This is a genomic window from Streptomyces sp. 142MFCol3.1 (genome assembly GCF_000424945.1).
Classification (GTDB): domain Bacteria; phylum Actinomycetota; class Actinomycetes; order Streptomycetales; family Streptomycetaceae; genus Streptomyces; species Streptomyces siamensis.
Genome location: NZ_AUKV01000027.1, coordinates 16,987 through 29,396 on the forward strand (window position 1 = coordinate 16,987; position 12,410 = coordinate 29,396).

Sequence of the window (12,410 nt, forward strand, 5' to 3'; positions counted from 1 at the left end):
GCCGGCGCTCCCGGTGCCGCCCGGCAGGTCAGTCGGACAGTGCGGCGATACGGTCGAGGGCCTGCCGGATGTCGTCCCGTGAGACGTCGCGGTGCGTGATCAGGCGCAGGCGGCCACCCAGGGAGAGGGCGAGCACACCGGCCCGGCGAAGCCGCCCGACCGCACCCGCCGGGTCCGGCACCTCTGCCATGACGATGTTCGTCTCGGGTGCCGCGGCGTCCCAGCCCAGCTCGCGCAGCCCGCTCGCCAGGAACCGCGCGTTGTCGTGGTCCTCCGCGAGCCGGTCGACGCGCTCCAGCGCCACGAGTCCGGCCGCGGCCAGTACGCCGCCCTGGCGCACTCCCCCGCCGAGCATCTTGCGCACCCGCCGGGCTTCGTGCACGAAGTCGGCGCTGCCGCCGACCACCGATCCGACGGGGGCGCCCAGCCCCTTGCTGAGGCACGCCTGAACCGTGTCCACGCCGCGGGTGAGATCGGCGGGCGCGGTCTTCAGGGCCACCGCCGCGTTCCAGACGCGGGCGCCGTCCAGATGGACCAGCAGTCCCGCCTCCCGGGCCGCGGCGACCAGTTCGGCGTGTTCCTGCGGCGAGGTGGTGGTACCGCCCGCCGCGTTGTGCGTGTTCTCCAGGCACAACAACCGGTTGCGCAGGGCGAAGTACGCTCCGCCGCCGAGCGCCGAGGCTCGGATGTCCTCCGCGGTGATCCGCCCCGGGCCCGCCGTCCAGGGCAGCGGCTGCGGCATGCCCCCGGCGAGCCAGGACGCCGTGCCGACCTCGCTGTCGAGCACGTGCGCGCGCTGCGGGGCGAAGAAGCGGTCACCTCTGCGCAGGTGGAGGAAGAGCGCGACGAGGTTCCCCATGGAGCCGCTCGGCACCCACAAGGTCGCGTCCACGCCCAGGAGTTCGGCGGCCCGGTCCTCCAGGGCGCGCATCGTGGGGTCGCCGTCGAGAACGTCGTCGCCGACGTCGGCGGCGGCCATCGCGGCACGCATCTCGGCATCGGGCCGGGTCACGGTGTCGGATCGCAGGTCGATCGGTGCTGCGCTGCTCATCTCGGCTTTCTCCGGGCAGTGATCAGGGCCTCGGGGTGACGCGGGCGTGACGGCCCGCTCAGTCCTTGAGGCGGTCGATCTGCCTGATCTTGTTGGTCGCGTCCAAGGCCGCGACCTTGTACGACTCGGCGAGCGTGGGGTAGTTGAAGACGGCGTCCACCAGGTAGTCGACGGTGCCGCCGCAGCCCATCACGGACTGGCCGATGTGGATGAGTTCGGTGGCACCGGTGCCGAAGCAGTGGACGCCGAGCAGTTTGCGGTCGTCGGGCGAGACCAGCAGCTTGAGCATGCCGTGCGAGTCCCCGATGATCTGCCCGCGGGCCAGTTCGCGATAGCGCGAGATGCCGACCTCGAACGGTACGCAGTCGTCGGTGAGCTGGTCCTCGGTCCGGCCGATGAAGCTGATCTCCGGGATGGTGTAGATGCCGATCGGCTGGAGGTCGTGCATCCGGCTCACCGGTTCGCCGAAGGCGTGGTACGCCGCCGTCCGCCCCTGCTCCATCGACGTCGCCGCCAGCGCGGGGAAGCCTATGACGTCGCCGACGGCGTAGACGTGCGGCACCTCTGTGCGGTAGTACTCGTCGACCTTGATCCGGCCGCGTGCGTCGGCGGTCAGGCCCGCCTTGTCGAGGTCGAGTTCGTCTGTGAGGCCCTGGCGGCCCGCCGAGTACATCACGGCGTCCGCGGGGATCTTCTTGCCGCTCTCCAGGACCGTGAGCGTGCCCCGTGGATGGCGCTCCACCGCGGCCACGGTCTCCCCGAAGCGGAAGGTCACGGCCAGGTCCCGAAGGTGGTACTTCAGTGACTCGATCACCTCGACGTCGCAGAAGTCGAGCATCCCGGACCGCTTCTCGACCACCGTGATCTTGCTGCCGAGGGCCGCGAACATGGAGGCGTACTCCATCCCGATCACGCCGGCCCCGACGATGACCATGGAGCGTGGCACCCGCTCCAGGTTCAGCACGTTGTCCGAGTCGAGGATCGTCCGGCCGTCGAACTCGACGCTCGCGGGCCTGGCCGGGCGGGTGCCGGTGGCGATGAGAATGCGATCCGCGGTCAACTGCTTCTCGTCGCCGTTCACTTCGCGCAGACCGATGGTGTGGTCGTCCAGGAAGCGGCCGGTGCCGGCGAAGAGGGACACGTGGTTGCGTGACAACTGGCTGCGGATGACGTCGACCTCCCGGCCGACCACGTGCTCCGTGCGCGCGGTCAGATCCGTGACGGTGATGTCCTCCTTGAGCCGGTAGCTCTGGCCGTACAGGTCGCGCTGGGTGAGGCCGGACAGATAGAGGACCGCCTCGCGCAAGGTCTTCGAGGGGATGGTTCCGGTGTGGATGGAGACCCCGCCGACCATGTCGGGGCGGTCGATGACGGCGACCCGACGGCCGAGCTTGGCCGCGGCGATGGCGGCCTTCTGGCCGCCCGGGCCGGATCCGATGACGAGCATGTCGAAGTCGGGCACGCTCCGGAGTCTTGCAGCCCGAGGCCATCCCCCGGAAGGGTGAACCGAGGATCATTCACGTGACTTGACCCCGATGCCACCGCGCGCCGTCGTCCCGGCAGGTCATGGCACCCCGCGCGCCGCCGGCGTCCGGCGCGCCACGGACCCCTCTCGACGCCGCCGTCCCGGCAACGCCATGGGCCCCGCGCGACGCCGCCCCGGCGCCCTGTCGCCGCCACGCTCCGGGCGCCGCGGCCGTACCGCAGGAGCAGGAGCCCCCTCGGCGGGGAGGCCGGCGGGCGGTGGCATCATCCAATGGGAGGGCGCCGCGCTCGCCGCGACGGCCGGACCTCACGGAGGCGTTGATGCAGACCGCCGTACTGCCCTGCGTCGATGAGCACATGACCGTCATCGCCGCGGAGACCGACGACGTCTGGCGCGGACTCGACGCCGTGCTGAGCCGGACGTTCTCCCGTCCGGGGGCCGCCGGATACGCGAAGCTCGTGCGCTGCGCCGACAGCACCTCCCGCGGACCGCGCCCCCTCGCCGAGGGCTCGACGCTCCCGGGCTTCCGGGTGGTCGCCGCGGTGCCGGGTCGCGAACTCGTGCTCGCCGGCCGCCATCGCTTCTCCTCGTACGCCCTGATCTTCCGCCTGGAGGACGTCGGCCACGGCCGGACACGGCTGAGGGCCGAGACGCGGGCCGCGTTCCCCGGACTCGCCGGCGGGCTGTACCGACGGCTCGTGGTGGGGACCGGCGGCCATGCGGTGGGGGTGCGGCGCCTGCTCTCGGCCGTCCGCCACCGCTCGGAATGAGACGCCGAGGCATCCGCGCCCCTCCCGTCGTCGCCGGCCGACTGCCCGCCGCCGAGGACGTGTTCGCCGGCCGATCGCCGTCCGCGGCACCCGGCGGCCGCCGCCCGGTGGATTGTCAGTGGCGCGTCGTAGTGTCCCGGCCATGAGCATTCCCAGCATCGAGGACTCATGGGCACGGATCGACGCCTGGCTCGCCGCGCACGCCCCGGTGAGCCACGCCCGGCTCCGGCCTCCGGCGTCACAGGCCGACATCGAGGCCGCCCAGCGCACGCTCGATGTCGCGTTCCACCCCGACCTGAAGGCGTCGCTGCGCTGCCACGACGGCGTGGAGCTGGAGGACGGCGCCCCCGTCCTCGCGTACTACGGACCGCTGTCCTGCGTCACCGACATCGTCCGCAGCACACAATTCCTGCGCGGCATCGGCGCGGACATCGACGAGAACCTCGACGAGGACGACGAGGACTACGACGAGCTGGCGTCGTACTGGCACAAGGACTGGCTGCTCATCACGCTCGGCATCGGCCGGCAGTCCTCCGACGGGCTGTTCCTCACCTGCCACGCGGGCGCCCACTGGGGCCGCGTCGGACGCTATTTCGACGAGGACGCGCCGTCCTTCACCTCGTGGCCCAGCCTGCGGCACGTCCTCGCGGACTACGCCGACGCCCTGGAGCAGGGCAGCAGATTCGACGGCCGCACACCGGTGGTGGCGGACGGCACGCTGCTGTGGGACGACGAGAGGTCCGTCGTCCCACAGCCGCGCTCGCCCCTCGCGCTCGCCGCCGCGGCCGGCGAGCCCCGGCCGACGCCGCCCGCATCCGCCGAGCCGCCCGCGGAGCCCCGGCAGGCGGACGGTCCGCGCCTCGTGTTCGTCCGGGTCCGTCAGGGCGAACCGCCCGCGCCACCGCCGTACCAGCCCGACACGGTCTTCGCCGAGGGCATCGGTGCGGACCAGCTGCTGGAGAGGCTCGGCGCGGTTCCCGGGACGGTCCTCGCCCGCACCCGGCAGCACGCGGAGGAATCCGCCGAGTCCCTCTGGGCGGCGCACCGGCCGCTGGTCCGGGCGGGCACCGCCGGCGCATGGGCGTACGCGGTGCAGGAGGCGGGTGCCGCGCAGTTCGGCCGGCCCGAGGTGCTGCGCCGGGTCTCCGCGGGCACCCGGGCCGTCGCCCTGACGAAGCGGGGCCCGGAGGTGACCGTCACTCTGGCCGAGGACGCCGTGGTGCGGCCGGAGGCCCTGCACCACGTCTTGTCGCCCCGCGAGGACCAGGTGGACCTCCCCGGCACGGACCGGCCCGCCCGGCGGGTCGGAACCGACCCCTTCCCCGGCTCACAGGCCGCCTACGTCCGGCTGCTGGCCGCGCTGGAAGGGGAGTTCGGCATCGTCCACCGGCCCGACGACGACGTTTCCGCGGAGCTGACGAGCGCACTGCTGCTGCCCGTGCTCGACGACATCCCCGAGACCGGCCATCCGGTCACGTTCGTACGGGACTTCGATCTCGCGGCGCTCGTCGGACGGACACCAGCGGACCGGCTGCGCGCGGCCTTCGCCGCGCAGTTGACGCGACTGGCCGCGGAGACACACATCGACACCTACCCCGAAGTCGCCGACGCGCTGGAGCTGATCGGACGGGGCGAGCGCGTCCCGCTCGCGGCGGACGATGCCCTGGACCTGCGTCTGCGCACCCTCGCCGCCGAGGCGTGGGCGGCCCGGCAGCTGACCCGGCCCTCCTGGCGGGACGACGGGGCGCCGCTTTCGCAGGACGACACGAACGCCTGGTGGATACGCCACGGCGCGGCCGGCGCGCTGCGCGCGTTCATCCTGCGACCGGTCCCCGAAGCGGCGGCGGGCATCATCCACCAGCGGACGACGGCGCATTGGAGGGCCGAACTCGCCGAGGACCTGGCGTCCTCGTGAGACGCGGCCGAGGTCGTCCGGCGGCAGCCGGACAGGGGGGCCGGTGAGCGGCTGACGCCGCCCCCGCCGGGTGCCGCACCACCGGGCTCCTCGGCCGGTGCGTACTGCTGACCGAATCGCGCACGATGGCCGCCCGTGTCGGCTACATTCGGCATTCCTCGGCACCGGCGCCTGGGTGAGGCCACGTCGAGGAGAATTGCGGAGCGGCGAAATGCACCAGTCCGAAGTTTCTCCACCGGCCACGGCATTGATGCAGGGGGGACTCGCCGACAGTCTCTTCGACACGGCACGCCGTACACCCGGCCTGCTGCAGATCGCGCGGCGCGCCGACTCCGCGTCCGGCGCGCAGTGGATCCCCTTCACCGCCGCCGAACTGCGCGACGAGGTCGTCGACCTCGCCCGTGGGCTCGTCACGTCCGGCATCCGCCCGGGCGACCGCGTGGCCATCATGGCGCGCACACGTTACGAGTGGACGGTGCTCAGCTTCGCGCTCTGGTCGGTGGGCGCCGAGATCGTGCCGATCTACCCGACCTCGTCGCACGAACAGGTCGCGTGGATCCTCAAGGACGCCCACTGCGTCGCCGTGGTCGTCGAGGACGAGCAGGGCGTCATGACGGTCGGCTCCGCGTGCGCGTCACTCCCGTTCCTGCGCCATGTCTGGCAGTTGGACACCGGGGCGCTGGCGCAGCTCGCCGAGCGGGGGCAGGCGATACCGGCGACGACGGTCGACTCGCTCCGCCGGATCGTGCTGCCCGACTCCACCGCCGTGATCGCCTACACCTCGGGCACGACCGGACACCCCAAGGGCTGCGCCCTGACCCACCGCAGCCTGGCCAGCCCCTGCGACACGCTCCTCGCGGGCTGGGGACACACGGCGGCTCCTCCCGGCGAACAGGCCGCCATCCTCGCCTTCCTGCCCTTCTCCCATGTGTACGGGCTGATGATCCAGGGGCTGTGTCTGCGCGGCGGCATCATCCTGGGTCACGAGCCGGATCTGCGGGAGGAGGCTCTCTCCGCCGCCCTCCTGTCCTTCAGGCCGACCTATCTGTACGCCGTCCCGTTCGTGTTCGAGAAGATCTTCAAGAACTTCCTGCGGACCGCCCAGCAGGCCGGCCGGGGCGCGCTGTTCGAGCGCGCCGTGCGCACCGCGCAGGACTTCGCGCTCGCCGAGGAGCGACACCGGCTGGGCACCGGGCCGGGCCCCGGATTCGACCTGCGGCTGCAGCACTCCCTCTACGAGAAGACGGTGTACCGCAAGATGCGTGCCGCGCTCGGCGGACGCGTCTGCGGCGGGGCGTCGGGAGGCTCCCCCCTGAACCGCGAACTCGCCCTCTTCTACGCGGGGATCGGCATCTTCGTGCACGACGGGTACGGGCTCACCGAGACCAGCGGCGGCATCACGGTACAGCCGGTGGGCCGGGAGAAGTCCGGCACGGTGGGACGCCCGATGCCGGGCGTGGAGGTCCAGGTCGCGGACGACGGGGAGATCCTGGTGTGGGGGCCTTCGGTGTTCCAGGGGTACATCAACGATCCGCACACCACGCAGGCCTCGTTCCGCAACGGCTGGCTCGCGACAGGGGACATCGGCCGGATCGACGCCGAAGGGTATCTGACCATCACCGGCCGCAAGAAGGACGTCATCATCACCAGCGGCGGGAAGAGCGTCGCTCCCGCCGCCCTGGAGGAGCGTCTCCGGGTCCACCCCCTCATCCACCAGGCCGTCGTCGTGGGGGACAACCGGCCCTGTGTCGGAGCCCTGATCACCCTGGACCCCGAATTCGTGGCGCACTGGCGGGCGTCCCGGACCGGGGGCGAACCCTCGGCCCGGGACGCCCGCGAGGAGAACGAGCTCCGGGAGGAAGTCAGACGCGCGGTCGCGGCGGCCAACACCACCGTGTCACGCTCGGAGTCCATTCGGGTGTTCCGCGTCCTCCCGGAGCCCTTCGACCTGGCCAACGGACTGCTGACACCGTCGATGAAACTGCGCCGCGACGCGATCGTCAGCCGCTTCGCCGCCGAGATCGACGCGATGTATCAGACGTCGTCGCGGGTTCCGCGGGAGTACGACCCGCCCGAGCCGTCGATCTGGGAGGACTCGGACAACGTGTTCCGGTGAACCCGGAAGGGGCGGGCCCGGTCGCGGCCCGGGAGGTACGTGCCGCCCAGGAGGGACCTCAGAGGCGTCACTCGGCTCCTGACTGCCGGCTGCTCGGTGATCTGGTTCATGGGTACACCTTGCGCGATGCGCGTCACCCCAACCAGATCACTCCTGAGCGGGGGAACACCGGTCCTGGTACCAGAGGCACCAGCGTCACCGGGAATACCCGCCCCCACGGGCCCATCGGCCTCACCGGCCGGACTCGGCCGAGTGACTGCTCGGGCCCGGACCCGGCCAAGTGGCTGCCGGGGCCCGGGCGCAGGCTAGCCGCTTCTCGCCCCGGAGCCCAAGGGAGACGCTCCCGCCCCGGGCGCGGGCGCGACACCGCCCGTCACCCGACGGCGGCACCACCCTCGCGCGGACGTCCGCGCAGCCACGTCCACAGGACCACCGAGCTCACCGCCGCGAACGCGCACCACGTCGAGACGAACTCCAGCCGCCACAGCGCCCAGCAGATCGCCGCCCCGACGGCGACCACGGCACCGAGCCGCCGCAGTCCGCGGTCCCCGGACACCAGCAGCGCGCCGACGGTGGCGACGAGATACCCCGCGACGAGGACCTCCGCGTGGGGCAGGTGAACGGCGTACCCGACGGTGTGGCCACGGATCTCGGCCCTCACCGGGCGGGTGGCGAGGGCATGGGCGAGAACCACCGCCGTCCCCGCTCCCGCCGCGAGCGGGACGGCCGCCCGTGGCCTGACCTCGCGCGGCACCGCGCACACCACACCCAGCGGCACCCAGACCGCGAGCAGAGGAAGGGCCATCACGGCCCAGGCGAGTGCGGCGGGACCGCTTCCCTCTCCCGAGTCCCAGACCACGGACTCGACGATCTGATGGGCACCGAGCAGCAACGGCAGTGCCGCCAGCGGAAGATCGCCCCAGCGGCGCACCCGCGCCACGCACGCCACCCCCACGGCCGCAACACCGGTGCCCACCACCAGGTCGGCCGTCGCACTCCAGCACATCGCGCCACCCCGGGTCCGCCGTCGGAATGAACTCGCCCACCGCACCCCAACGCTACGGCGCCGCTCGGCGATGCCCGCGGCGGACACGGAGGACGCCGTTCGGCCGAATGCTCCCCGCCTGCTCCGTACGGCGGGTCGGCACGGCCGTCCCCTGGCATGCTGCCCCCATGTCGACTCCCATGCAGCCGAGTCCACCCGTCACCGCGGACGGCCCGGCCCCCCAGATGGAGGGCCTGCTCGTGCAGGCACGCCGGCTCGGCGTGGAGGTGCGCGGAGCGGGGCGTGTACTGCACGACGTGTCGTGCGACGCGGCACCCGGACGGCTCACGGTGATCGCCGGGAGCAGCGGAGCGGGCAAGACGGTCCTGCTCCAGGCGCTCGCGGGACTGCGTGTCCCCGACGGCGGCCAGGTGCTGCACGACGGAGCCCGGCCCGGCCCGCCCGGACCGGAGTTCGGGTTCGTGCCGCAGGAGGACATCATCCACCGGGACCTGCCGCTGCACCGCACGCTGGTGTACGCGGCGGGCCTGCGCCTGCCCGCGGATACGCCCGCCGAGGCGGTCGCCGCGCGGGTGGACGCGGTCCTGGAGACCCTGGGCCTCTCCCACCGGGCCGCGACCGCGGTGCGCGCGCTCAGCGGAGGAGAGCGCAAACGGGCCTGTGTGGCGGCCGAGTTGCTCACCCGGCCCCGGGTGCTCTTCCTCGACGAGCCGACGTCGGGCCTGGATCCGGTGACCGGGGCGGCCCTGCTGCGGACCCTGCGGGAGCTGGCCGAGGGCGGCACCACCGTGGTGCTCACCTCGCACGTCCCGGCCGATCTGCTCCGCTGCGACCACGTGGTGCTCCTCTCGCCCGGCGGTGAGGTGGCCTACTCGGGGGCTCCGGGCTCCCTGTGCGAGGCGTTCGGCGTCGGGACGGTCGAGGACGTGTACGAGGCCGTGGCGGCCGGCGCGCGTGCCGAACCCGGCGTTCTCGGGACGGTGCCGGCTCCCCGGCCCGGCCTCGTGCCGGCTCCCGGAAAGCCGGGACGGATCGGGGCCGTGCGCCAGTGGGCCCTGCTGACCGGCCGCGGTACGGCGCTGCTGCTGCACAACCGGCTCTCCGTCGCCGTACTGGCCGGTTCACCGGTGATGATCGTGGCGATGTTCGCGGTGCTGTTCCGCGCGGGCGCGTTCGACCCCGCGGCGCCGGACCCGGGCTCGACCGCGATGATCATGTTCTGGATCGCGTTCGGGGCGTTCTTCTTCGGGCTGACCTACGGGCTGCTCCAGATCTGCACCGAGCTTCCTGTGCTGCGGCGCGAATGGCTGGCGGGCCTGCGGATCGGACCGTACGTCGCCTCCAAACTCACCACCATGCTCCCGGTGCTCGCCGCCGCTGACGTGCTGCTGCTCGTCGTGCTGCGCGCACTGGACCGGCTGCCCCGGGCAGGATGGGGCACCTACGGTTCGCTGTTCGTGTCGAGTCTGCTGGCGTCGGCGGCGGCGCTCGCGCTGGGACTGCTGGCGTCGGCGGCGGTGTCGGAGCCCGGTCAGGCCACGCTCATGCTGCCCCTGCTCTGCTTCCCCCAGGTGTTGTTCTCCGGAGCGTTCGTGCCGGTGCCCCGGATGGCCGCGGCCGGGGAGGCGATCAGCTGGGCGATGACCAACCGGTGGGCGTTCGAGGCCCTGGGCAGCGGGGTCGGCCTGGAGGCGCTGTGGCGCGGGGGCGGCTCCCCTCTCGGCCCGCCCCTGCTGGCCTCGTACGGGGAGTCGTTCGCTCATCCGGCGAGCCGGGGCTGGCTGGTCCTCACGGGCTTCACGCTGGCGTTCATGGCGGTGACGTGGGCCGTGCTGGTGCGCAAGTGCCGGGAGGGAACGGCCCGGAGCCGCGGACGCTGACGGGGTTCCCGGCACGCGACGCGCGGAGTCCCGCCTCAGCAGCCCACCCGCGCGGCCAGCCCCGCGACCCCCGGCACCCGGTCCCGGTACGTCTCCGTCACGAAATTCAGGAACGTCTCGATGTCCCTTGGCTGCGACGACACACCCAGCGAGACCCGGACGGCGCCGGCCGTCGGCAGGCCGAGCAGGTCCAGGTAGTCCTCCAGCGAGCCGAGTCGCCGGCGGGCGGCCGAGCGCAGCCGGCGCAACGGCAGGGCGAACGCCGCCTCCCCTGCGCCCGGGTTGCAGAAGCAGCCGGTGCGCAGGGAGATGCCGCGGGCGGCGCTGTCGCGGGTGACGATGCGTTCGTCGACGATCCGGCCGTCCGCCCCGAGCAGGTTCAGCGCGACCGTTCCGCCGCGGGCCGCCACGCCGCTCTCGGGGCCGTACACGCGGACCATCGGGGAGCCGTCGCTGTGCCGCAGTCCGCGCAGGCCGGCCAGCAGCCGGCCGGTCAGGGCGGTGACGTGGGCGTGCACGCGGTCCATGCCGATGCGGTCGATCCACTCCAGCCCGGCCGTCACGTCGGGGATGGCGAGGAAGTTCACCGTGCCGTCCTCGAAGGCCGCCTCGTCGTCGGCGAGGACGTGCCACTGCGCCTGGGCGCTGACCGCGTAGATGGTGCCGCCGGAGAACCAGGGGCGGCGTAGCCGGGCGAGCGCCTCCCGGCGGGCGATCAGACTGCCGACACCGGTCGGGTGCCCGAAGACCTTGTACCAGCTGACCACCGTGAAGTCCGGACGGAACCGGGCCAGGTCGAGGGTGTTGGCGGGGACGAAGGCGGCCGCGTCGAGGAGGACGTCGTAGCCGCGCTCCTGGGCCCGTTCGATCCACTCCAGGGGATGCTGCACCCCGTTGAAGTTGCTCTGCGCCGGGTACGCGAACAGGCCGCGCGGGCGGGCAACCTCCGCCCCGCCCCGCAGCGGCGCGCGCCGCCAGGTCCGGGCGCGTTCACGCGACGGGCGAAGCCTGCCCGACGGTAAGCCGGGCCCGCGCCCCGCGGACAGGGCGGCCCGCATCCGCTTCTCGTCGAGCCGCATGCCGGGCCCGCTCACCGGCACGTACGCCGTCGCCGCGCCGCGCGCCCGCGCGTACTCACGCAGCCCGTTCACCGAATTGTGGTTGTCCAGCGACATCACGAGTCTGCTGCCGCGCGCGAAGGGATACGCCTCGCCGACCAGCCGCAGGGCGCCCGTCGCGTTGGGCGTGAAGATCACCGCGTACTCGGCGGGGTCGGCGTTGAAGTGCCGCAGCACCGCTCGTCGGGCGTCGGCGAGCAGCCGGCCGGAGGCGCGCGAGGCCGGGCTCTCCGAGTGCGGGTTCCCGAACAGCCCTCCGGTGATCCGACGCGCGCTTCCCCTCACGACCGAACGCGGCGGGAGCCCGGCACCCGTGTGGTCGAGGTAGGTGTGCCCGCCTTCGTCGAGATAGCCGAACTCGCGCTCCCGCAGCCGGGCGAAGGCGCCGCTGCCGTCGTCGCCGGAGGCGTCCGTGGTGTCCGTGGTACCCGGTGCGCGGCCGGGGCCGTCCCCGGCGTCATGTGTCCGTTCCGGGGCTCCCCCGGCGCCCGATATGTGGCTGCTGGTCCGTGACTCTTCCATGTGTCCCCCTCGGTCGGGCCGGTCGGACGCGTGCCGCGGCCCGGCACCACGTAAGGCTTCACCCAAGGTATGCGTGCGGGCTCGGTGCGGCTCTGTGCCACGGCGCGGAAGCGTGGTTGGGTGGGCCCGGCCAAGCCGCCCGACCCGCAGGAGAGCACCGCAGCCATGAGCAGCCCGTACACCTACGAGTACAAGGTCGTCACCTTCCGTGAGTCGCTGATCGGCGATGCGCTGGACAGCGACAAGCTGGAGAAGGTCCTGAACAAGCACGCCGGGGACGGGTGGGCGCTCAAGGCGATCACCTCCGCCGACGTCAAGGGCCGGATAGGTCCGGGCGCGGTCGAGGGGCTGCTCCTGACCTTCGAGCGGCCCCGCGGATAACGCCGCGTGGTGCGCGCGGAGCCGAGGCGGGGGATGCTGGAGTCGATGGGACAGCGGACCCGCAGGTGCTACTGACGGAGTCGGAGGCCTTCCGCGCGGAAGGCCTCATACGCCTGGGCTGACGCCGCACGGCACACCGAAGGCCTCGGCCGGCGCAGGCCGGGG

The 12,410-nt window shown here is 72.9% G+C and carries 9 protein-coding genes; 5 read left to right on the forward strand and 4 right to left on the reverse strand.

Features of this window, described 5'->3' with window-relative positions; genetic code table 11:
• Nucleotides 1-28: 28 nt before the first annotated feature.
• Nucleotides 29-1,051 (reverse strand): threonine aldolase family protein, encoded by a 1,023-nt coding sequence (locus H305_RS0132500; protein WP_028804126.1) that lies wholly within the window; start codon nucleotides 1,049-1,051, stop codon nucleotides 29-31.
• Nucleotides 1,052-1,109: 58 nt separating this feature from the next.
• The gene (gene sthA, locus H305_RS0132505) at nucleotides 1,110-2,513 is read right to left on the reverse strand and encodes a Si-specific NAD(P)(+) transhydrogenase (protein WP_028804127.1); all 1,404 of its coding nucleotides are present in this window, start codon (nucleotides 2,511-2,513) and stop codon (nucleotides 1,110-1,112) included.
• Between the two features lie 344 nt (nucleotides 2,514-2,857).
• Between sthA and H305_RS0132510 the strand changes: the two genes are divergently transcribed.
• The 3 genes from H305_RS0132510 (at nucleotide 2,858) to H305_RS0132520 (ending at nucleotide 7,338) form a co-directional block, all read left to right on the forward strand.
• A complete protein-coding gene (locus H305_RS0132510; RefSeq protein WP_028804128.1) occupies nucleotides 2,858-3,307 on the forward strand; it encodes a hypothetical protein in 450 nt (149 codons plus the stop codon).
• A gap of 142 nt (nucleotides 3,308-3,449) precedes the next feature.
• A complete protein-coding gene (locus H305_RS0132515; protein WP_037766048.1) occupies nucleotides 3,450-5,222 on the forward strand; it encodes an SMI1/KNR4 family protein in 1,773 nt (590 codons plus the stop codon).
• 211 nt (nucleotides 5,223-5,433) lie between these two features.
• Complete coding sequence (locus H305_RS0132520; protein ID WP_028804130.1) at nucleotides 5,434-7,338, forward strand: AMP-dependent synthetase/ligase; 1,905 nt, start codon at nucleotides 5,434-5,436, stop codon at nucleotides 7,336-7,338.
• A 373-nt stretch (nucleotides 7,339-7,711) separates the two neighbouring features.
• Here H305_RS0132520 and H305_RS0132525 read toward each other — a convergent pair whose 3' ends face one another.
• Nucleotides 7,712-8,344, reverse strand: coding sequence for a DUF6629 family protein (locus H305_RS0132525; RefSeq protein ID WP_028804131.1), 633 nt, complete (start codon nucleotides 8,342-8,344; stop codon nucleotides 7,712-7,714).
• A gap of 167 nt (nucleotides 8,345-8,511) precedes the next feature.
• On the opposite strand from H305_RS0132525, the gene H305_RS0132530 reads away from it, so the two are divergent.
• Nucleotides 8,512-10,224, forward strand: coding sequence for an ATP-binding cassette domain-containing protein (locus tag H305_RS0132530; protein ID WP_234021293.1), 1,713 nt, complete (start codon nucleotides 8,512-8,514; stop codon nucleotides 10,222-10,224).
• A 35-nt stretch (nucleotides 10,225-10,259) separates the two neighbouring features.
• Here H305_RS0132530 and H305_RS0132535 read toward each other — a convergent pair whose 3' ends face one another.
• A complete protein-coding gene (locus H305_RS0132535; protein ID WP_028804133.1) occupies nucleotides 10,260-11,864 on the reverse strand; it encodes an aminotransferase class V-fold PLP-dependent enzyme in 1,605 nt (534 codons plus the stop codon).
• A gap of 165 nt (nucleotides 11,865-12,029) precedes the next feature.
• On the opposite strand from H305_RS0132535, the gene H305_RS0132540 reads away from it, so the two are divergent.
• The gene (locus H305_RS0132540; RefSeq protein ID WP_028804134.1) at nucleotides 12,030-12,245 is read left to right on the forward strand and encodes a DUF4177 domain-containing protein; all 216 of its coding nucleotides are present in this window, start codon (nucleotides 12,030-12,032) and stop codon (nucleotides 12,243-12,245) included.
• Nucleotides 12,246-12,410: the final 165 nt, after the last annotated feature.